Origin of the sequence: Psychroserpens sp. SPM9 (assembly GCF_025153525.1) — a bacterium.
GTDB lineage: Bacteria > Bacteroidota > Bacteroidia > Flavobacteriales > Flavobacteriaceae > Psychroserpens.
The window spans coordinates 119,730-142,537 of record NZ_JANZNR010000001.1 but is presented as its reverse complement, the minus strand read 5'-3'; the positions used below and the strand labels follow the sequence as shown (position 1 = coordinate 142,537).

General features: G+C 35.6%; 20 protein-coding genes and 1 riboswitch. Of the genes, 15 read left to right on the top strand and 5 right to left on the bottom strand.

Annotated features, from left to right (window positions below; genetic code table 11):
- From N4270_RS00645 to N4270_RS00635, 3 genes are all read right to left on the bottom strand, one after another.
- The gene (locus N4270_RS00645) at positions 1-783 is read right to left on the bottom strand and encodes a hypothetical protein (protein ID WP_260094865.1); all 783 of its coding nucleotides are present in this window, start codon (positions 781-783) and stop codon (positions 1-3) included.
- 79 nt (positions 784-862) lie between these two features.
- Complete coding sequence (locus tag N4270_RS00640) at positions 863-1,540, bottom strand: response regulator transcription factor (RefSeq protein WP_260094864.1); 678 nt, start codon at positions 1,538-1,540, stop codon at positions 863-865.
- The gene (locus tag N4270_RS00635) at positions 1,533-3,098 is read right to left on the bottom strand and encodes a sensor histidine kinase KdpD (RefSeq protein ID WP_260094863.1); all 1,566 of its coding nucleotides are present in this window, start codon (positions 3,096-3,098) and stop codon (positions 1,533-1,535) included. The genes N4270_RS00640 and N4270_RS00635 overlap by 8 nt, the downstream gene beginning before the upstream one ends.
- Positions 3,099-3,223: 125 nt before the next feature.
- Between N4270_RS00635 and N4270_RS00630 the strand changes: the two genes are divergently transcribed.
- The 3 genes from N4270_RS00630 (at position 3,224) to N4270_RS00620 (ending at position 7,924) form a co-directional block, all read left to right on the top strand.
- Positions 3,224-4,072: a GLPGLI family protein gene (locus N4270_RS00630; RefSeq protein ID WP_260094862.1), complete on the top strand. Its 849-nt coding sequence runs from the start codon at positions 3,224-3,226 to the stop codon at positions 4,070-4,072.
- 122 nt (positions 4,073-4,194) lie between these two features.
- Positions 4,195-5,103, top strand: a complete 909-nt coding sequence (locus N4270_RS00625; RefSeq protein ID WP_260094861.1) for a GLPGLI family protein — start codon at positions 4,195-4,197, stop codon at positions 5,101-5,103.
- 70 nt (positions 5,104-5,173) lie between these two features.
- Positions 5,174-7,924, top strand: a complete 2,751-nt coding sequence (locus N4270_RS00620) for a carboxypeptidase regulatory-like domain-containing protein (protein ID WP_260094860.1) — start codon at positions 5,174-5,176, stop codon at positions 7,922-7,924.
- Positions 7,925-8,071: 147 nt separating this feature from the next.
- Here N4270_RS00620 and N4270_RS00615 read toward each other — a convergent pair whose 3' ends face one another.
- Together N4270_RS00615 and metK are read right to left on the bottom strand one after the other, a co-directional pair.
- On the bottom strand, positions 8,072-9,847 hold the full coding sequence (locus N4270_RS00615) for a hypothetical protein (RefSeq protein WP_260094859.1): 1,776 nt from the start codon (positions 9,845-9,847) through the stop codon (positions 8,072-8,074).
- A 193-nt stretch (positions 9,848-10,040) separates the two neighbouring features.
- Positions 10,041-11,297 carry a methionine adenosyltransferase gene (gene metK, locus N4270_RS00610; protein ID WP_260094858.1) on the bottom strand — a complete coding sequence of 419 codons (1,257 nt, stop codon included), beginning with the start codon at positions 11,295-11,297 and terminating at the stop codon, positions 10,041-10,043.
- A gap of 389 nt (positions 11,298-11,686) precedes the next feature.
- Positions 11,687-11,811: riboswitch (SAM riboswitch) on the top strand.
- A 121-nt stretch (positions 11,812-11,932) separates the two neighbouring features.
- Here metK and N4270_RS00605 point away from each other — a divergent pair.
- The 12 genes from N4270_RS00605 (at position 11,933) to N4270_RS00550 (ending at position 22,793) form a co-directional block, all read left to right on the top strand.
- A complete protein-coding gene (locus N4270_RS00605; protein WP_260094857.1) occupies positions 11,933-13,225 on the top strand; it encodes an O-acetylhomoserine aminocarboxypropyltransferase/cysteine synthase family protein in 1,293 nt (430 codons plus the stop codon).
- A gap of 75 nt (positions 13,226-13,300) precedes the next feature.
- Complete coding sequence (locus tag N4270_RS00600) at positions 13,301-14,320, top strand: alpha/beta fold hydrolase (RefSeq protein WP_260094856.1); 1,020 nt, start codon at positions 13,301-13,303, stop codon at positions 14,318-14,320.
- Positions 14,283-15,356, top strand: a complete 1,074-nt coding sequence (locus N4270_RS00595) for an aspartate kinase (RefSeq protein ID WP_260094855.1) — start codon at positions 14,283-14,285, stop codon at positions 15,354-15,356. Before N4270_RS00600 ends, N4270_RS00595 begins: the two co-directional genes overlap by 38 nt.
- Before the next feature lie 3 nt (positions 15,357-15,359).
- A complete protein-coding gene (locus tag N4270_RS00590; protein WP_260094854.1) occupies positions 15,360-16,529 on the top strand; it encodes a PLP-dependent aspartate aminotransferase family protein in 1,170 nt (389 codons plus the stop codon).
- A 23-nt stretch (positions 16,530-16,552) separates the two neighbouring features.
- Positions 16,553-16,963, top strand: coding sequence for an Rrf2 family transcriptional regulator (locus N4270_RS00585; RefSeq protein ID WP_248412884.1), 411 nt, complete (start codon positions 16,553-16,555; stop codon positions 16,961-16,963).
- Between the two features lie 125 nt (positions 16,964-17,088).
- Positions 17,089-17,349, top strand: a complete 261-nt coding sequence (locus tag N4270_RS00580; protein WP_260094853.1) for a DUF2061 domain-containing protein — start codon at positions 17,089-17,091, stop codon at positions 17,347-17,349.
- Positions 17,346-17,966 (top strand): phosphoadenosine phosphosulfate reductase family protein, encoded by a 621-nt coding sequence (locus N4270_RS00575; protein ID WP_260094852.1) that lies wholly within the window; start codon positions 17,346-17,348, stop codon positions 17,964-17,966. The genes N4270_RS00580 and N4270_RS00575 overlap by 4 nt, the downstream gene beginning before the upstream one ends.
- A gap of 9 nt (positions 17,967-17,975) precedes the next feature.
- Positions 17,976-20,066: a HEPN domain-containing protein gene (locus tag N4270_RS00570; protein WP_260094851.1), complete on the top strand. Its 2,091-nt coding sequence runs from the start codon at positions 17,976-17,978 to the stop codon at positions 20,064-20,066.
- 8 nt (positions 20,067-20,074) lie between these two features.
- A complete protein-coding gene (gene cobA / locus N4270_RS00565) occupies positions 20,075-20,842 on the top strand; it encodes a uroporphyrinogen-III C-methyltransferase (protein ID WP_260094850.1) in 768 nt (255 codons plus the stop codon).
- 6 nt (positions 20,843-20,848) lie between these two features.
- The gene (locus tag N4270_RS00560; RefSeq protein WP_260094849.1) at positions 20,849-21,424 is read left to right on the top strand and encodes a bifunctional precorrin-2 dehydrogenase/sirohydrochlorin ferrochelatase; all 576 of its coding nucleotides are present in this window, start codon (positions 20,849-20,851) and stop codon (positions 21,422-21,424) included.
- Position 21,425: 1 nt separating this feature from the next.
- Positions 21,426-22,475, top strand: coding sequence for an NAD(P)/FAD-dependent oxidoreductase (locus tag N4270_RS00555; protein WP_260094848.1), 1,050 nt, complete (start codon positions 21,426-21,428; stop codon positions 22,473-22,475).
- 24 nt (positions 22,476-22,499) lie between these two features.
- Positions 22,500-22,793: a rhodanese-like domain-containing protein gene (locus N4270_RS00550; protein WP_260094847.1), complete on the top strand. Its 294-nt coding sequence runs from the start codon at positions 22,500-22,502 to the stop codon at positions 22,791-22,793.
- Positions 22,794-22,808 lie beyond the last annotated feature (15 nt).

Genomic DNA, 22,808 nt, shown 5'->3' with positions numbered 1-22,808 from the left:
TTATTCGATTTTTAGTTGGTATTTATGAAGTATTTTAGAATCGTAAATATACAAGGTTTCATTGGTTAGTAAAAACTGATTTATTAACAATTTTGGTGTCTTTAACGGAATAATAGTTTCGCTTTTTTTGGATTTATAATAAAGGGAATTTTCTGCCTTAAGAATGATGTTTTCATTGTGTATGGCTAATGCTGAATAGCCTTTATTTTCAATTTTAGAAATTAAGCTTCCGAAGTAAGTATATTGATATAAATACTTTTCGGTGAGCATCCAGCAGGAATTATAATCACTTTTTAAATCTAAAACTCGAGATTGCACTGGCACTGTAGTGGCTCTAATTTTATCGGTTTTATAATCATATAACTGCAACTGTTGAAGATCTTGATTGAAAATCCAAAGCGTATTGTCATAACCCGTAGAAATGTGCGAGATATTTTTATAAGGTTGTTTGGTGTTAAAATCAATTTTAAAGATTTCAGCAAGACGATTATCTAATATAATGACAGTATTAAAGTCTTGATAGAACAAATTAATTTTAAGCGGATTAAAAACATTGACCGTTGTGGGTACTCCTAATTGCACATTGCTGTAGTTGACCGCGGTTTGGTCTTTAGCTTTTTTATAGAAAATAGTGTTAGCCGTGTAGTAAGTGGTTTCAAAATTATCAATAGCTATAACCTGATCTGCTTTTAGAACTGTAGAATCTATTTTAGTAAGCCCAATTTGACTTTGTGCTACTAGAACGCCTGGTAGGATTAAAAACAGAAATCTAAGATAGGTCATAGAGTATATATAGATTTGAAAAGTACAAAAATTGCGCCACTAATTCTTAAACCTTAGCAGTAAAATGGAGGTCTGTAATCTAACAAATAAGTTTATAGCCAAATCCGCGTACATTTATAATTTGAATGCTGTCATCTTGGCTTAGCTTTTTACGCAACTTACTAATAAATACGTCCATGCTTCGGGCAGAGAAAAAATCGTCATTTCTCCAGAGTTTATTAAGTATAAGTGAACGATCTAAGACTTGATTTTTGTTTTTAATCAGATGAAAAAGCAAGTGCGCTTCCCGGTGTGTTAGTGCTGTTATATTGTTATCGTAAATTAATTGTTGCTTCGGAAAGTCAAATGTATACATCCCGATTTTCAATATTTCTGAAGCTTCCTGAACTTGTTTTCTGTGGAGTAAATTATGGATTCTTACAATCAATTCTTCCATGCTAAACGGTTTTTTTAGGTAGTCGTTTCCGCCAATACTAAAGCCTTCAACAACATCTTGTGTTTGAGATTTAGCGGTTAAAAATATAATAGGAATATGATCGTCAATTGCTCTAATTTCCTTTGCTAAGGTGAAGCCGTCTTTTTTGGGCATCATTACATCTAAAACCAATAATTTAGGAGCTTGATTTTGGTAGGTCTCGAGAGCTTTTTCGCCATTGTCACAGAGTAAAACTTTAAAGTCTCTGGTTTCAAGACTCTCTTTAATTATTTGTCCGAGAGCAGGCTCATCTTCCGCAAGTAGGATGGTGGTTTTAGACATTTGGTAATTTGATTTTAAAGCTGGTGAAATTATGATCGAGGTTTAATTGAATGCTTCCTTTGTGTTTTTCGATAATTTTCTTAGTGTAATACAAACCAATTCCGAAGCCTTTAATATCGTGAGTGTTCCCTTTTGGGATGCGATAAAATTTTTCAAAAACACGCTCTTTATTTGCAGGTGTTAAGCTATGACCATTATCAGAAATTACTATTTCAATTTGTGACGAATTGCTTTTAAGGTCAACATGAATGGTATTGCCGCCATATTTACAAGCGTTATCAATTATGTTGTTGATTGCATTTTCAAAATGAAAAATATCGACATGAGCGTAAACGTCAGGTTCAATAGAATAACTTATCTCTTTAGTTGGATGGTGCATTTTAAAATTAACAACACTATTGGTTATCACTTCTGAAATATGATAACGTTCACTATTGAGTTCTAGGTTTTCAGTATCTAATGTCGCAGTTTCTAAGAGTTTTTCAACCATAGTATTTAATTTAGAAAGTTGTTCTCGTGACATCTCTAAATAGGTTTTTGTTTTGTCTTTATTTTCTATGGCATTAAAATTTTGAATGCTTTCTAAAGCAACACCTATAGTAGCTATTGGTGTTTTAAATTCGTGGGTGATATTGCTGATGAGGTCGTTTTTTACTTCGGCTAATTGTTTTTGATGTTTGATGATTTTAAGTAAGTAAAACAAACAACTGATGACCGCCAAAACTAAAAGTATTGAAATCAAAATGCCCCAAATAATTCGTTTAAAAACATCATTAGATACATCACTAAATAACAAGCTTAATTCACTGTTGTTGGGCAAAAAAGCAGATTTCGATAGGGTTGTTATATGTTTGCCGTAGGCTGTAGAATCTATACTTGTGATATGTTTTTTGTTGGAGTCGTAATAAGCAGTAGTATTAGTAGGATCTTGGTATTTGATTGTGTAGGTGATAGCGATGTCTTTTCGGCGAAATTCTGATTGTAAAAGTGTATCAATTCCTTGTAACGATAGCGAGTCTGTAGTCATTGAAGTGATGACCATTGAAGTAAGAAATTTTAAATCTTTTTCTGAATAGCCTATTAAGGCTTCTTTGTTAGGTGGTTTGGAAAATGAATCTATAATAATCGTTTTCAGTTGTGTTGTGGAGTCACTCTTAAATTCAAATCGTTTATCCACGTGGATATGTTTAAGAGTAGAATCTCCTTTTACACCTTTAACGATTGAAATGCCTTCAACTAAATTCGGACTTATAGAATCCAGCGTTCCAAAACCATGCGTGTTTGAGGTTTCTATAGATTCTAAAATACTGTCTAAGCTTTCAGTACTAAGAAAATCCTTTTGACTCATATTCTTTATCGTAAAACCAATAGTGCTGTTTTCAGCAAGATTAGCATAATAATCATCAACCGCCTTATCTAAACTGGCTTGAATATCATTAATAACCTGCTGTTTACTAGAGCGGTAGTTTTTATAATTCCAATACGCTTGAATCCCAATAGTCGATATAATTACGATGATAATGACATAGAGAATGTATCTGTATTTTGAATCGTTCATAACTCAAAAGTAAATGTTAAAAGCCTTAAAAACTAATCGGTTAACACTCGTTAACACTCATTAACTAAAATGTAGAAAAGTGATAATTAGATTTGTAATACAGAAATCAAAAAACCATTAAACTTATGAAATTACTTGTCAAACTCATTATCGTATCAACCCTTTTATTAGTCAGTAAAGTCAGTGCTCAAGACTTTCAAGGCGAAGCGACGTATAAGTCAAAACGTAAAATTGATATTAAATTAGATAGCACACAAATAGCATCTGGCGCTGCAGAACAAATGATGGAAATGCTTAAAAAGCAATTTGAAAGAACCTATATCTTAAAGTTCAACAAAGAGGAATCTATATATAAAGAAGATGAAGCTATTTCGCCACCACAACCAAGCGGAATGCAAGTAGTTATGGTGACTAGTGGCGGGTCAGATGTGCTCTACAAGAACTTAAAAGAAAAACGTTACACCAATCAAAATGAATCGTTTAGCAAGCTCTTTTTGATAAAAGATGATTTGCAAGATGTTGCATGGACTCTCGAATCTGAAACGAAAAATATTGGCGATTATACCTGCTTTAAAGCGACAACAACACGAGAAGTTGAAATTGTAGAAAGTGGTATCAGTATTAATGGTGATAAAGATTTAAGTACGGCCGATAAAGCACCTAAAATGAAAGAGATAACCATCACTGCATGGTATACGCCTCAAATCCCAGTCAGTGCTGGGCCAGGAAATTATCATGGATTACCTGGGTTAATTTTAGAAGTTAATGATGGCAGTGAAACCGTCATCTGTAGTAAAATAGTGATTAATCCTAAAAATGCTTCAAGCATTGTTGAGCCTGATAAAGGAAAAGAATTAACCCAAGAAGCTTATGATAAAATCATGGAAAAAAAGTTAAAAGAAATGGAAGAACGCTTCAGGTCTAATGATAGAAATCGTGATGGAGAAAGTTTTGAGATTAGAATAGGAGGTTAAGTGTGTTAAATACTTTAAGAAAATTTTAACCTTTTAAGATTTAACTATTTGGTGGTTTTAAAGTCTAATCAGGAATAGAAAGAGTTAATTTTAACTTTATAAAGACTAAGACTTTTAATCGAATGAAACATTTTACCATCAAAATAAGTAGCATTGTATTAGTGTTGCTTGTATCATTAAGCCTTAATGCACAAGACTTCCAAGGGCAAGCTATTTATCAAACCAAGACTACGGTCGACATGAGTAGTTTTGGAGGCGGTCAAATGAGCGACCAACAAAAAAAGCAAATTGCCGAACGTATGAAAAGTATGTTAGAGAAAACGTTCGTGCTAAATTTTAATCGTAGCGAATCAACTTATAAAGAAGAAGAAAAGCTTGATGCTCCAGGTGCTGGAGGTGGTCGTTGGAGAGGTATGGTGAGTAGTTTTACGGGTGGACCTCAATACAAAAACATCAAAGAAAATGTGATTCTGCAAGAGCAAGAATTCTTCGGAAAATCATTTTTGGTAAAAGATTCCCTTCCAAAATTAGAATGGAAACTGGAAAATGAAACCAAACAAATTGGTCAATATACTTGCTTTAAAGCAACCACGACTAAACCGGTTGATGAAATGGATTTTATGAGTATGCGTCGACGTGGCGGAAGAGATAATGACGCTAATAAAGATGCCGAAAAGAAAGAAGGAGAAGCCACTGCCGATAGCACAAAAACAACATCTGAAGATATTTTTGATGATGTAGAAGTTCCTAAATTTGTCGTAGTAACGGCTTGGTATACACCTCAAATCCCTGTAAGTGCTGGACCTGCCGATTATCATGGTTTGCCTGGTTTGATATTAGAAGTTCAAGCTGATAGAACAGTGATGCTATGTACTAAAATTGTGATGAATCCTCAAAATAAAGAAACCATCGAAAAACCTGAAAAAGGTGAAGTTGTAACGCGTGATGAATACAATCAAATCATGAAAGACAAAATCGAAGAAATGCGAGAAATGTATGGTGGACGAGGTAGAGGTGGTCGCCGAAATTAAAAAATAATCAACAATTAAAGTTTCAGTTTTCCAATAAAATAAAACCATACTGAAACAAAATCCAATCCAAATGAAAAATATTTTTATACTAGCGTTACTGCTTGTAACGAGCATTTGTAGTGCTCAAATCACGGTTCAAGGTGTTGTTAAAGACAGCATCGGAACGCCTTTAGAATTGGCAAATGTTATTGCCATTAATAAAGAAACTAAAACCATGGCATCCTATGCCATTACTAACGATAAAGGGCGTTTTAAACTGGATTTAGAAAAAAATAAAACCTATACCGTTCAAGTAAGTTACATTGGTATGAAAACACTTTCAGAAGAAATTTCTACCAAAGAAGATAATATTTCAAAAGATTATACCCTTCAAAATGATAATGCACTAGCTGCAGTCGAATTAACCTACGAAATGCCAGTGACTATTAAAGGCGATACACTGGTTTATAATGCCGATTCTTTTAAAGATGGCTCTGAGCGAAAACTCGAAGATGTCCTGAAAAAATTACCAGGTGTCGAAATTAATGATGATGGGCAAATCGAAGTTGAAGGGAAAGTCGTCAATAAATTAATGGTTAATGGAAAAGATTTTTTTGATGGCGATTCGAAATTAGCAACAAAAAATATTCCGTCTAATGCCGTTGATAAAATCCAAGTATTACGTAATTATTCTGAGGTCGGACAATTAAGTGGTGTTCAAAACAATCAGGATAATGTGGCTATAAATATCAAATTAAAAGAAGGAAAAGAAAATTTTTGGTTTGGAGATATCACTGCAGGTGTTGGAACTGCTCCAGATAAAGAACTCTATTTGGTGCAGCCTAAACTCTTTTATTACAGTCCGAAATACAGCATAAACGTTATTGGCGATATGAATAATATCGGAGAAGTGGCTTTGACCAATCGTGATATTAGAAATTTTGGTGGCGGATTTAGACTGCCAAGCCAAAGTAGCGGAACGAGTATTAATCTTGGTGATAACGGACTTGGAGGTCTGACCAATTTAGGAAATGCCCAAGAAATTGAAACAAAATTAGGTGCAGGTAACTTTAGTTATTCACCAAATAAAGCCTTAGATCTTAGCGGATTCTTAATCTACAATAGTACGCGTTTAAGAACACGTCAAGAAAGTTATGTAAGGTATATCGATTCAGATTTAGGAATTCCTGATGAAGAAACCGTTGAAACCGGACGCGAAGCATCAAACCAAGGAATTGCAAAATTAAGCGCATCATACAAACCTAATGCCAATAATCAATTAAATTATGATTTGCTTGGCCGTTTGTCTAAAGATTCAGAAAGACAAAACATCCTGTCTTCTGTCGTAGGAAGTACCAACCAGTTAGAAGAAGTTACACCATTTAGTATCAATCAAAACTTCAATTACTATTATACGCTTAACGAGAAAAATATTTTTGCATTCGAAGCACAGCACTTAATTAAAGATGAAGATCCATTCTACAATGCTTTACTTGTAAATGATCCAACAAATAATGACGATGATCCTCAAGATCAAGATGCCTTTGATAATACCGCTTCAGCCTTAGGGTTTGATAGAGATCAGTTTGGCTACAACTTAAATCAAGACAGACGTATCAAGTCCAATCAGTTAGATGCCAAATTAGATTATTACTATATCTTAAATAATAAGAGTAATATCAATTTAACTTTAGGAACGATTTTAAGTAACCAAAAATTTAATTCTAATATCTTTCAGTTTTTAGACGACGGTTCGTTTTTTGATCCCGTAGCGACCTTAACCGATGGCGAAGGAAATCTATTGACCAACGAAAATGATACAGAGTACAACTTTAGTGATGTGTATTTAGGCTTTCGTTACCGATTAAAAACAGGGAAATTTACAATTACACCTGGGTTTTCATTACACTCTTACGGTAATAAAAACACTCAGTTTGGTACAGAGTACAAAGATAATTTCTTTAGAGTTTTACCAGAATTTGAAACATTGATTCAATTTAAAAAGAGTGAAAGTTTAACCTTCCGTTACAATATGAGCAATGCCTTTACAGATGTGACAAGTTTAGCCGAAGGTCTGGTTCTCAACAGCTATAATAACATAAGCTATGGTAATCCAGAACTGCAAAACTCATTATCGCATAATTTGAGTTTAAGATATTTCAGTTTTAACCTCTTTAATTATACCAATGTCTTTGCATTTGCTAATTATAGTAAGAATGTCGATCAAATCAGAAGTTTAACAAATTTTGATAATGTCATTAGAACAAGTTCATATTTTAACTCCAATTTTGCCGACGAGTCTGCAAGTGTGTTTGGACGTGTAGAGCGGACTTTCAAAAAAATAAGAGCAAGGTTAGGTGCTCGTTTTTCGTACTCTAAACGTAATCAGTTTGTTCAAGATATACGTACAGTGAGCGAAAGTTTTACGCAATCGTACACACCAGAATTACGTACCAACTTTAGAGAAGCACCAAATGTGCGTTTACGATATACCTATTCGGTTTCCAATAACGACCAGGGCACAACATCTACAAAGTTTGTTGTTAATTCACCTTCTGTCGAGTTTGATGCTTATATCTGGAAATCGGTAACTTTTAGAACCGATTTCACCTATACCAATCAAGATGATGGCGTAAGACCTGCGCAATCCTTCCAAACCTGGGATGCGAGTTTAGCCTACAGAAAAGATAAAGATGCCAAATGGGAATACGAAGTGAAGGCAACCAACTTGCTGGATATCGATTCTAATATTAGCAATAGCACGAGTAATATTTCTGTATTTACCTCAGAAACGTTTATACAACCTAGGTTTATCACCTTTAGAGTGATTTATACCTTGTAAGATTTGGGCGTTCCAACCCTAGCTTTGGCTAGGGTTGGCAGGCTTTCAAGACTCGCTCTCTACGAGGAGCTCAAACAAATCTTTCAATCCTTAACGCAAACAAAAAAGCCTTCTCAATAGGGAAGGCTTTTTTTATTTAATAGTATTTTAATAATCTCTCAACACATGAATAGTTCCAGAGATTGGTATCTGATTTGCGCTGCTGTAATCGTCAATAACACCAGAAAAATTGATGTCTATATAATCGCCAATGTCACCAAAAGCAGTAACGTTGGTTGCGCCTACAAATGACGCTTCTAAAGTTGTAGCATCGCCATTCATATCATAAAAATCTATGTAGCTATTAGTATAGGTGCCAGGACCGTTAAAATCACTAAAGTATAAATTAAATGAAGTATTTTGATTTTCAGAAAAATAATACACTGTTAAATAATCACCATCAAGACCTCCTTGAATATTAAAGTTATACGTAATTACTGGATGATCATCAACTTGATAAGTGATAAACTCTTCAACTGAATTGCAGGATTGAATCGTGCCTAAATTGGTTAAAGGAGTCGTAAAGGTATAACTTAATAAATCTGTTTCTTGTACATTGACATAGTCGTAGGCCTTTATTTTAAAAGTGTTTTCTGTCTCACAACGGACCAAATTAATTTCAAAATTACCAGCAGTAACAGCCTCTGTATAATAGTGTTCGTTATAAATCAATTGCACATAACCGTTGGTAACAGGATTGCCGTTACAATCATTAAAAATACCTGAAACAGTTTCAGAAATAATATTAGGATTATCAGCAATAGTTACACTAATATTAGAATCAGTATCAAACGGACCTATAGTTTCTGAGTGTATCGGAATTTGACCACAAGGATCAAAAGCATAAATATTAAGTTCTAGTGTTTCTCCACTAGGAATTTTGCCACAATCTTCACCATTTTGATTGGTGTAACCATTACTCGTACCATAATTTGAGCTTGTTAATGTGACGTAAGTATTCGTTAACGGATTTCCGTTGCTGTCATTTACGGTAATACAAAAATCAACATATTCGGCTGGTATATCGCAATTCCAAAATGAGAAATGTGATACAGTTCCTACATAAGCATTTCCAACGAGTGTAGCAACTCCATCTTCAATCCAATACCCATTTACTTCATCAAAATACCATAACGGAATCGAGCTTGGTGCAGTTGCCATTAAGCTAGCATCTAATGGGACTGTGATTTCTGCAGTCGATCCTTCAGCTAAATTTAAATCTTCGCCACTTTCACCTCGTAATTCTACAGCGAGCATCCCATACGTTTGTAACATACGCTCTTCGTTTTGAGCATTTGCTGCATAGAGCATGCCTGGCATTTGGTCTTGCATATTGGCATCTGCAGGATCTAAAAGATGCATAATTACATTCACAGAACCATCATAAAGTGTGCCGTCAGATTTTATATAGTCACCTTCTAATGCTACTTTAGAACCGTTAGGCAAACTTATGGTTTCTTGTGTGCCGCTTGTGGTTGTTCCTGCGATAGTTTCAGGGAGCATCATGATACGTACTTTATTTACGCCATTACTAGGAACCACAGCACGAGATGCATGAATGTAACCTGCTTTTTCGGCTTTTATGAATCCAAAACGCTGGTTTACCGTTGCATTGTTAATAATGAATACACCATTAGCATCCGTCATAGCCGTAGAACTTCCAATACTAATCATCACATTATCGATTGGGTTGTTATTGATGTCTACTATAGTTCCTATAAAATTTCTAGAAATTTCACTTCCAAAATTTTGAGCAAAAGCAGTCGGGTCTGGATCCTGATTTTGAGTTGAACTCAATAGGTCATCATTATTGCAGGAGAGGCAAAAAAGTAAGCCTAATAAAACAAGGGAAATGGATTTAGGTAACAGTTGTTTGAATTTCATAGAGTTAAGTTTTGTTGTTATAAATGTAACAGTTTATAACTAAAAACTCCTACATGTTAGGTGTTTATGTGTTACAGTTTTCTAATGAGGTGTCGTAATTTAAAAGTGGCTGCGTAAATTTCTGATTATTTAAAAAACAAAATCCTCGTAACTGAGTGCTACGAGGATTTTGTTTAATCTGTTACTGTTTGGCTTATGCTAATCCAAAAGCAGCTTTTACTTTATCAACATAATCTAATTTCTCCCAGGTAAATAATTCAACATCTAGAGTGACTGGGTCGCCATTAGGTTGTTCAAAGGTTTTGCTAACGGTTTGATACTCACGTCCCATATGTCCGTAAGCCGCAGTTTCACTATACATAGGCTGACGTAATTTTAAACGTTCTTCTATGGCAGCTGGTCGCATATCAAATAGTTGTGCTATTTTATTGGCAATCTCACCATCGGTAATATTAAACGGACAAGTGCCATATGTATCTACAAAAATTGACGTCGGCTTTACCACACCAATAGCATAACTTACCTGTACTAAAATTTCATCACAAACACCTGCAGCAACCATGTTCTTTGCAATATGGCGCGTTGCATAGGCAGCACTTCTGTCTACTTTACTTGGGTCTTTTCCAGAAAATGCACCACCACCATGTGCGCCTTTTCCACCGTAAGTATCGACAATAATTTTTCGTCCTGTTAATCCAGTGTCACCATGAGGTCCGCCAATAACGAATTTCCCAGTCGGATTGATATGATAAGTGATATCGTCATTAAATAAAATTTGAATATGCTCAGGTAATTTAGCAACAACTCTTGGGATTAAAATGTCAATAATATCTTTTCTAATCTTAGCCAACATAGTGTCGTCATCTCCAAACTCGTCATGCTGCGTCGAAACTACAATAGCGTCAATACGTTGCGGTACGTTATCGTCACTGTATTCAATGGTTACCTGACTTTTAGAATCAGGGCGTAAATAAGTAATGTCTTTATTTTCGCGTCTTAAATCGGCAAGCTCTCTTAAAATACGGTGTGATAAATCTAAAGCCAAAGGCATGTAATTATCGGTTTCACGCGTGGCATAACCAAACATCATTCCTTGGTCACCAGCACCTTGTTCTTCTTTGCTGGCTCTGTCAACGCCACGATTGATGTCTTCAGATTGCTCATGAATAGCCGAAAACACACCACAAGAGTTACCGTCAAACATATAGGCACTTTTAGTGTAGCCAATTTTGTTAATGGTGTCTCTGGCGATTTTTTGAACATCCAAATAGGTGTTCGATTTTACTTCACCAGCCAATACCACTTGACCTGTTGTGACCAAAGTTTCACAAGCCACTTTAGACTCTTTGTCAAAAGCTAAAAAATTATCTATTAATGCGTCACTAATTTGATCAGCTACTTTATCTGGATGTCCTTCAGAAACGCTTTCCGAAGTAAATAAATATGCCATAAATCCCTTTTAAATTTTTATTAGTTATGAAAAATAAATTGAGATTGCTCAGTCGCTAGAGAAGTTGAAAACTAACTGCTTTAGCATTTTTTTATGAGGTTGCAATCAGAACAAATTTTTCCTCTTTAATGGCAACAAAAGTACAGATATTATTGAAACTAGAAAAGAATGTTTACAAATAAGGTCTTTGTTTCTAATACCTGCTGAAAATGAGATTAATAACATATGTTTCGTTTTCTGAATAAAAAAGCTATAAAAATCATAATTATAGAAAATATTTCGGTTTTATTGCGATTATGTTAATTATTTAGAAAAATTTTCGGTTTCATTTGGATTATTAAAATTTATGTTGCAATATTTGTGCTCACAAAGTTCAATAACTTACTGAAATGTTATCAAGAAAGGTGGAGAGATTAGACTCGCTGAAACCTTAGCAACCCTTAAATTTATTAAGAAGGTGCTAAATTCTACTTGAAAGCACGATTCATTTATCGTGTAATCGGATAGATAACTCAAACGTAATTACTCTTCTGTAATTTACGATTTTCTTTTTAACATTTTTCTATTAAGTACGCTTCTCATGAGGCTTATTTGGCTTTTGTTTTAATTAGTATTTAACTCAAAAACTTAGAAAAATGAGTACACAAAAATTCGCAACAAAAGCGTTGCACGCAGGACACGATGTTAATCAAACAGGAGGAACACGAGCGGTTCCAATTTATCAATCTACGGCTTACGTTTTTGATGATTCAGATGATGCCGCTGGGCGTTTTAATTTATCGGTTCCCGGATTTATTTACACACGTCTAAATAATCCAACCAATGATATTCTAGAACAGCGTATTGCCGCTCTCGAAGGCGGTATTGCAGCCGTTGCTACAGCTTCAGGAACTGCAGCAATTTCAACCACATTATTAACGCTTTTAAAAGCTGGTGATCATATTGTAGCTTCTAATAGTTTGTATGGTGGAACCTATAATTTATTAAATGTAACCTTACCAAGACATGGTATTACGACAACTTTTGTAGACCCATCTAACCCTGAAAATTTCGAAAAAGCGGCTCAGGAAAATACCAGAGCTTTTTTCGTAGAATCCCTTGGAAACCCAAAATTAGATGTATTAGATATCGAAGCTATTGCCAGTCAGGCCAAAGCTCATAAAGTGCCTTTTATTGTTGATAATACAGTAGCGACACCATATTTGCTCAATCCAATTGATTATGGTGCCAACATTGTTATTCATTCGTTAACCAAATACATCAATGGTAACGGAACATCTCTTGGCGGAATCATCGTTGACGCAGGTACGTTTGACTGGACCAACGGTAAATTTCCAGAGTTTACTGAGCCTTCAGCAGGCTATCATGGTTTAGTTTACAGTGAAGTTATTGGAGATGCGGCGTTTATTGCAAAAATTAGAATTGAAGGTCTTCGTGATTATGGCGGAGCTTTGAGTCCGTTTAATGCCTTTCAAATTATTCAAGGACTTGAAACCTTAGAATTACGGATTAAAAAGCATAGTGAAAATGCACTCGAATTAGCTCAATGGTTACAAGAACAACCCGAAGTTAATTGGGTCAATTATCCTGGATTAGAAACCAGTAAATATAAAGCTTTGGCTGAAAAATATTTACCAAACGGACAAAGCGGTATCGTGACGTTTGGTGTTGAAGGCGGCTACGCATCGGCTAAAACAATTGCCGATACGACTAAGCTATTTTCACTTTTAGCCAATATTGGCGATACCAAATCATTGATTATTCATCCAGCAAGTACAACGCACCAGCAGTTGAGTGATGAAGCTCAGGAAACTACAGGTGTGACTAAAGACTTAATTCGCTTGTCGGTTGGTATTGAAAATATCGAAGACTTAAAAGCCGATTTAAAAGAGGCTTTCGAAGTCGTTAAAAAAACAGTATTAGCTTAAAACATATTTGTTTGTGTTCAATTGATGCTACGTGCGATTTTTGTGCGTGGCATCTATACCTTTTAAAATTTACGAATGGCAGCATTACAATACATATCAATTTCAGAATTTGAACTCCCGTCTGGTGTGCGTCAAACGATAGAATTGTCCTATCAAACCTTTGGGAAACCTTTACATGAGGCACCCATTGTGATGGTCAATCACGCATTGACAGGAAATTCTAACGTCTGCGGAAAGGAGGGTTGGTGGAATGATTTAATTGGTAGTAACAAATGTATCGATACTAATGTTTATACCGTTTTAGCGTTTAATATTCCTGGAAATGGATTTGATAATATTGAAGCCCATCTCATCGACAATTATAAAGATTTTACAGCACGCACTATTGCCGAAATTTTTGCAATGGGATTAGAATCCTTAAATATTACATCGCTTTTTGCTGTGATTGGCGGATCGGTTGGTGGCGGAATTGCCTGGGAACTGGCAGCTTTAAAACCTAATTTGATTACGCATTTAATTCCGATTGCCAGCGATTGGAAATCGACCGACTGGCTTATTGCTAATTGTCATATTCAAGATGCGATTTTAAATCATTCAGAAGCGCCTTTAGCCGATGCTCGTATGCATGCCATGACCTTATACAGAACACCAGAATCTTTAACTCAAAAGTTTCAACGTACCGAAGTTTCTAAAGCACGTTTTAATGTCGAAAGCTGGCTGGATTATCACGGAAAAGCGCTTAACAAACGCTTCAATTTATCGGCTTACAAACTGATGAACCAGATTTTAAGAACCATTGATATTACTAAAAATAGAGGCGCTCTAGATGACGTTGTTAAAACCATAAGTTCGCATATTCATATCATAACAATTCCAAGTGATTTATTTTTTAAGTCTGAAGAAAACTGGGAAACTTATGTTGATGTCAAACTTATAAAAGATAATGTCAGCATTTCTGAAATTAAATCCATTCATGGTCATGATGCTTTTTTAATCGAATACGAACAGCTTATCAAGTTTTTAAAACCCATTTTCCAACCTAATACTTTTATCAAAAATGAAAAAAATACACATCGTCATATTCGGAATAGGTAATGTTGGAAGCACATTAATTGATCAGATCAACAAGGCCAAAGTACGACTTAAAGAAGAGCAATCTATAGATGTACATATTCCTATTGTAGCCAATTCAAGATTGGTGTTTTTTGAAGATAACACACTAACTAACACATGGGAAAGTGATTTTAGCAGATTTTCAAATCCGTATCAAATGGATGAGGTTATTCAGTATATCAATGAAAAGAAATACGATCATGTCATTGCTGTAGATGCTACGGCTAGCTCTGATTTTGTTCAGCATTATAAGACATTAATCCAAAATGGGTTTCATATTGTTTCAGCTAACAAAATTGCCAATACTTTAGCCTTAGATTTTTATAATGCTTTACGTCAAAACTTAAAAGACAATAATAAAAAGTTTTTATACGAAACTAATGTTGGTGCTGGATTGCCAATCATTGAAACTGTGAGGAGTATTTACAATTCTGGAGATACAATTTCAAAGATTAGAGGTGTGTTTTCTGGTTCATTGAGTTATGTGTTTAATACGTTTTCTTCGGAAGATGTGCCATTTTCAGAAGTGCTTTCCAAAGCAGAGGCCTTAGGCTTAACCGAACCTGATGCGCGTGAAGATCTTTCAGGAAATGATGTTGCTAGAAAATTGCTCATTCTTGCCAGAGAACTCAACTTAAAGGTAGAGTTTCAGCAGATACATATAGAATCCTTAGTGCCAAAACAACTCAACGGAAAGACGAGTTTGAATCAGTTTAAATCACGAATTAAGGAGTTAGACCAGCCGTTTGGAGAACGAAAATTAAGTTTACAAAAAGATCAGGTGTTACGTTATGTTGGCGAATTAAATGTTGCTGATGAAACCTTAGAAGTGAAGCTTGTTTCTGAAGAAAGGGAATCGGCACTCGGACAATTAAAAGGCTCTGATTCACTGTTTGAAATTTTTACTGAAGCCTATGGCGATCAACCCTTAGTGATTCAAGGTGCTGGTGCCGGAAAAGAAGTCACCGCAAGAGGATTACTATCTGATATTATTAAGCTTTCTAACCAATTACATTAAGTTATGAGTACTGAAAATTTTGAGACTATTGCTATACGAACACAATCGGAACGTTCTCAGTTTTTAGAACATTCTACACCGTTATATCTGACGTCAAGTTTTGTTTTTGAAGATGCCGAAGACATGAGAGCGTCGTTTTCCGAAGAAAAACAACGAAACATTTATAGCCGATTTACAAACCCAAATACTTCTGAGTTTGTTGAAAAGATTTGTAAAATGGAAGGTGCCGAAGCGGGTTATGCCTTTGCCACAGGAATGTCTGCCGTGTTTTCAACCTTTGCGGCTTTATTAAATGCTGGAGATCATGTTGTGTCGGCAAGAAGTATTTTTGGTTCGACTCACGGACTTTTTACTAAGTTTTTACCTAAATGGAATATTGAAACAAGTTATTTTGATGTCAATAATTTAGATAGTATTGAAGCGCTAATTCAACCTCAAACCAAAATACTGTATGCTGAGAGTCCAACCAATCCAGCGGTCGATATTCTCGATTTGGAACGTTTGGGTCAGATAGCCAAAAAGCACAATATCTTACTGGTCATTGATAATTGTTTTGCTACACCATATTTGCAAAATCCGATAAAATTTAGTGCCGATTTGGTCATTCATTCTGCAACCAAATTAATTGATGGTCAAGGTCGCGTTTTAGGAGGTGTTACCGTTGGAAAAGCAGATTTGATTCGGGAAATTTATCTGTTTTCAAGAAATACAGGACCAGCTTTGTCACCATTTAATGCTTGGGTGCTATCTAAAAGTTTAGAAACTTTAGCCGTACGATTAGAAAAACATTGTGAGAATGCTTTAGCTGTAGCCGAATTTTTAGAAAAGCATCCTAATATTAATCTGGTGAAATACCCGTTTTTAAAATCACATCCACAATATGACATCGCGAAAAAGCAAATGAAATTAGGTGGAAATGTGGTCGCTTTTGAAGTTAAAGGTGGTTTAGAAGCAGGGCGTGAGTTTTTAAATAGAATTGCATTGTGCTCATTGTCGGCCAATTTGGGTGATACACGAACCATTGTAACACATCCAGCATCAACGACACACTCTAAACTTACCGAAGCTGACCGTTTGGAAGTTGGCATTACTGATGGTTTGGTGCGTATATCGGTTGGTTTGGAAAATGTTGCAGATGTTATTGCCGATTTAAATCAGGCTTTAGAATACTAATTTAAAAAAGTATCTTTGGACATATGCTTTCAAAGAAAACAAAATACGGTATCAAAGCACTAACTTTTTTGGCGAGACAAAATAGTCGGAAGCCTGTTCAGATTGCTACGATTTCAAAAAGTGAAAATATTTCGGTGAAATTTTTAGAGAGTATATTGTTAACACTTAAAAAGAACGGCATTTTAGGATCAAAAAAAGGCTTAGGAGGCGGTTATTATTTACTTAAAGACCCCAAAGATGTGCCTATGACTTTAGTAATGCGGGTTTTAGAAGGGCCGATTGCGATGGTGCCATGTGTGAGTTTAAACTATTATGAAAAATGTGATGATTGTCCCGATGAAGGTACATGTGCTGTACATCGACTAATGATTCAGATACGAGATAATTCACTTAAAGTGTTCAGAAATACCACATTAGCAGATCTTGCGAATTAGCATATTCGCAACAAAAACCAAGAATTTTTAACAGATTAACACTAGTTTTTTAAATAATATACTATAGGTTTGTAATAATATCCTACTAAGTCGATAGGGTAATTATAATAATAAATAAATTACTAATGAGTACAGTCATACAAAACACTGAAATTGTAAATAAGAACCAGATTGAAGACATTGGTTCTGGAGAAAAAATAAAACGAACTTTAGCTAAAACTATAAGCTGGAGAGCCTTAGGAACACTTTCAACAGTCGTGATTTCCTATATCATTACAGGCACCTTGGCGTTGGCATTTTCAATTGGCTTTATAGAGTTGGTTTCAAAATTAGTGTTGTACTATGTTCATGAACGTACATGGAATAAAATAACATGGGGAAAATGAAACACTTAGATCTAGAAATTTTAAATAAGTCGCTAAGAGATAAAACGCCCGACGACATTATTAAATGGGCTTTAACGCTTTCAGAAAACAGAATCGTAACCACAAGTTTTGGGGTGTATTCTGCTATTTTGCTCAGTACTATGAGCAAGCATGATAAGGCGATAAAAGTGGTTTGGTGTGATACCTTATATAATTCGCCAGATACCTACAAACATGCTGCTCACTTGATTGATCAATATGATTTGAATATACATCAGTATCAATCTTTAATGAGTAAAGAAGATATTGATGCCACTATTGGTTTACCTAGTTTGGAAGACGATAATCATGCGCAGTTTTCAGAAGTTGTAAAACTAGAACCTTTCAGGCGTGCTTTACAAGAACATCAACCAGATTTATGGTTTACAAATATTAGAGTACGCCAAACCGAGTTGAGAAATAAAAAAGACATTTTAAGTTATAGCAAAGACGGAATTTTAAAAATCAGTCCGTTTTATTACTGGACCGACTATGATTTAGACAATTATTTAGAAGCACATAATTTACCTAAAAATCATAGTTATTTTGACCCAATAAAAGCCTTGAAAAATAGAGAGTGTGGGATTCATCTCCAATAAATTAGTGGTATGCAAAGTTTTAGAACCGAAATAGAAAACCCTGTTGTTGAGAAAGATATTATCGAACTAGCTCACAAAATTGAGCTGTTTCATAATGGTAAAATCGATGAAGAAAAGTTTAGAAGTCTTCGATTGGCAAGAGGTGTGTATGGGCAACGACAACAAGGTGTGCAAATGATTCGCATCAAGTTGCCTTATGGTAAGGTTCTAAGCAATCAATTGCGAAGAATTGCAGATGTTTCTGATGAGTACTCTCGCGGACGCTTACATATTACCACTCGACAGGATATTCAAATTCATTATGTCGATTTAGATCGTACACCACAACTTTGGGCCGAATTAGAACGTGATCAGGTAACTTTAAGAGAGGCCTGTGGCAATACGGTTCGTAATGTAACCGCAAGTGAAACTGCTGGCATCGATGTTAACGAGCCTTTTGATGTGTCACCATATGCCGATGCCTTATTTCGTTTCTTTTTGCGTAATCCGATTTGTCAGGAAATGGGCCGAAAGTTTAAAGTGTCTTTCTCTGCTTCAGATGAAGATACCGGACTTTCTTACATGCATGATTTGGGCTTTATTGCTAAAATCAAAAATGAAGAAAGAGGCTTTAAAGTCATGTTAGGAGGTGGTTTAGGATCTCAGCCCAGACATGCTGATGTTTTATATGAATTTTTACCTAGTGATAAGATTATTCCTGTGATGGAAGGTGTTTTAAGAATTTTTGATCGGCATGGCGAACGAAAAAGTAGAGCGAAAGCCAGATTAAAATTCTTAATTAAATCCATAGGTTTAGAGGCTTTTAAAACTTTAGTAGAAGCGGAACAAAACGCCATTGAATTTAAGTCGGTTGCCATTGATGCTGAAGCTTATCAGACTTCAACGCCAGTGTCGGTTAGTGCTCCAAACATAGATATTGATGATCCATCTGATTTCGAATTATGGAAAGAAACGAATACCATTCCGCAAAAACAAAACGGATACGTAGCCATAGGAATCAAAGTGTTACTCGGCGATTTCTATACAGACAAGGCGAGATTATTGTCAGATCTGGTAGATCAATACGCTGCTGGTGAAATTAGATTGACCTTACGTCAAAATATTTTGATCCCGTTTGTAAAAATAGATTTACTGCCTCTGTTTTATACCGAATTAAAAAAACTTGGCTTTACAGAATTGGGCTATAATAAAGCCGTTGACATCACAGCTTGCCCAGGAACCGATACTTGTAACCTTGGAATCGCAAGTAGTACAGGAATTGCCGAAGAGCTAGAGCGCATCATAAAAACGGAATATCCTCACTATTTAAACAACGACGATTTAGTCATTAAAATTAGTGGCTGTATGAATGCATGCGGGCAACATAATATGGCAAACATAGGCTTTCAAGGGATGTCTATTCGTACCAAAGATAAATTAGTTCTGCCAGCACTTCAGGTTTTATTGGGTGGTGGTAATAAAGGGAACGGACATGGTGTTTTTGCCGACAAAGTGGTTAAAGTGCCAAGTAAAAGAGGTCCGGAAGCCTTACGCAGAATTCTCAATGATTATGAGCAATTTGCCAGCCATAAAAAGTTCGAAGATTACTATGCTGAAAAAGGCGAAAAATACTTCTACGAGCTCCTGACTGATTTGTCCAGTATAGAAAATCTAACACAAGAGGACTTTATAGATTGGGGTAGCGAAACGGCTTATGTCAAAGCTATCGGAATTGGTGAATGTGCTGGTGTTGTTATAGATCTTATTGCGACATTGTTTTTAGAAAGCGAAGAGAAAATAGATGCTGCAAAGCAAGCATTTTCTAATAAAGTTTACTCAAGTGCCATTTATTATGCTTACAGTTCTATGGTGAATTCTGCCAAAGCTGTTTTACTATCTGAAGGTGTTACAACCAATTCTCAGGCAGCAATAATCAAACAATTTGACGACGGTTTTGTTGCTACTAAAAAAGTGAATTTAGGTCTGTCATTTTCAGATGTGATTTATCAAATTAAAGTACATGCACCTACCGAAAAGTTTGCAGAGGCATACATTCAAAATGCAAAAGAATTTTTAGAAGTCGTACGAGCGTTTAGAGTTCAAGACCTTAGTGAAAAATGAAACATATTATGAGTACTAGAGCAAAATTAACCATAGTTGGTGCAGGTCCAGGTGATGCAGAACTCATCACAATCAAAGGTGTTAAGGCCATTCAATCTGCTGATGTGGTTTTATACGATGCACTCATAAATAACGATTTATTAGACCATGCTTCGCCTAATGCTGAGCTCATTTTTGTAGGTAAACGAAAAGGATGTTATGCCTATCAACAAGATCAAATTAATGAGCTTATTGTAAGCAGAGCCAAAAGTCATGGCCATGTTGTAAGACTAAAAGGAGGTGATCCGTTTGTTTTTGGACGTGGTGCCGAAGAGATCGAATACGCCAGACAATTTGATATCGAAACCTATGTTGTCCCAGGTATTTCTTCTTCGATAGCTGTTCCGGCTTATCAGGGAATTCCTCTAACAAAACGCGGTACATCAGAAAGTTTTTGGGTCATCACCGGAACGACCAAATCACATCAGATATCGAAAGATATTGCATTGGCAGCAAAGTCATCTGCAACGATAGTGATTTTGATGGGCATGGGGAAACTGACTGAAATTGTTCGGATTTTTTCTTCGGAAAATAAAAGCGATACTGCTGTGGCTGTAATTCAAAATGGAACGACCGAACGTGAGAATGTCGGAATTGGAACCATAGGAACCATCGAATCAATAGTTGCTCAAAAACAATTGTCATCACCTGCAATTATTGTTATTGGAGCTGTCGTGAATGAACGTGTAGCACTCAGTTCGATTTGTAAACAATTTGAAACACAAGTAACTAAATAAAATTCCATGGAACGTAACAACTTATATCCCATATTTTTAAAAATGCACGCCTTAGAAGTGCTTATTGTTGGTGGCGGACACGTGGCTTTGGAGAAGTTAACATTTTTGCTAAAATCAAGCCCTACAGCTAACATCACAATGGTTGCGCCATCTTTTAAAGATGAAGTCCTAACCATTGCTAAAGCCTATCATATTAAATTATTCCATCTCGCCTATGAAGAATCCTTTTTATGTGATAAGGATTTAGCGATTGTTGCCACTGATAGACCTGAGGTGAATCATCAAATTTATAAAGATGCAAAACGTAGAAATTTGCTAGTTAATGTGGCAGATACACCAGAATTATGTGATTTTTATCTCGGAGGAATTGTAACAAAAGGCCATGTGAAAATTGCTATTTCTACCAACGGAAAATCGCCAACAACAGCCAAACGCTTGAGGCAGTTTTTTGAAGCGGTTATTCCAGAAGATATTAATCATATGGTTCAAAATTTAAATGCATATCGAAAAACAATCAAAGGGGATTTTGAGGCTAAAGTTTCAGCCTTAAATAAAATTACTGAAAATCTAATACAAAAGTAAAATGATACATACAGATATATTAATTATTGGTGCCGGACCAACAGGCTTATTTACAGTTTTTGAAGCAGGCTTATTAAAGTTAAAATGCCATCTCATAGACGCTTTACCACAACCTGGAGGTCAATGTTCTGAGTTATATCCCAAAAAGCCTATTTATGATATTCCTGGATTGCCAGAAATTTTAGCAGGTGATTTAACCAAAAATCTCTTAGAACAAGGAAAACAATTTCAGCCAGGTTTTACCTTGGGAGAACGTGCAGAAACCATTGAAGAACAAGCTGATGGGAGTTTTGTGGTTACGACCAATAAAGGAACGCAGCATCAAGCACCAATTGTTGCTATTGCTGGTGGTTTAGGGAGCTTTGAACCTCGAAAGCCACTTATTGATACTATCGAAAATTTTGAGGATAAAGGCGTAGCTTATTTCATTAAAAACCCTGAGCGCTACCGAAATAAGCGTGTGGTGATTTCTGGAGGTGGTGATTCTGCTTTAGACTGGAGTATTTTTTTAGCTGATATCGCTTCAGAAGTCACTTTGATTCACAGACGAAACGAGTTTAGAGGCGCATTAGATTCCGTAGAACGTGTTCAGGAATTAAAATTACTGGGGAAAATTAATGTGATGACTCCTGCTGAAGTAACCGCAATTCACGGTAATAATCATGTGGAAGCAGTCACTGTTACTAAAAGTGATGAACAAGTTTTACTGGAAACCGATTATTTCATTCCGTTATTCGGACTCTCACCAAAATTGGGACCAATAGGAAAATGGGGATTGGATATCGAGAAGAATGCTATAAAAGTCAATACCTTAGATTATCAAACCAATATCCCTGGGATATATGCCATTGGCGACGTTAATACCTACGAAGGGAAATTAAAACTCATTCTTTGTGGTTTCCACGAAGCGACTTTAATGTGTCAGTCAGCTTATAAGCGGCTTCATCCCAATAAGAAATTTGTCTTAAAATATACAACCGTAAGTGGTATTAACGGATTTGATGGTTCTAAAAAAGAAGCCCCTAAAGCCGTAGTAAAAGCCATCGTCTAATTTCATAAAGCAGATCGTAAAATCATGAGCATATCAAACCAAGAATTTGAACAGATTCAAGAATACTTAGATAAAGGTGCTATTGTCTTAGATGTAAGAACAGAAGCCGAATATAATGAAGGTCACGTCGAAGGCGCCTTACACATTGTTTTAGATGAGTTGGAAGATGAAATAGAGCAATTAACAGCGCTACAAAAACCAATTATTACCTGTTGTAGAAGTGGCGCACGAAGCGAACACGCCAAGGATCTTTTACTAGATTATGAAATCGATGCAATTAATGGAGGCCCTTGGCAAAATGTGAAAAGCTATCTCTAAATTTATTTAGACTTT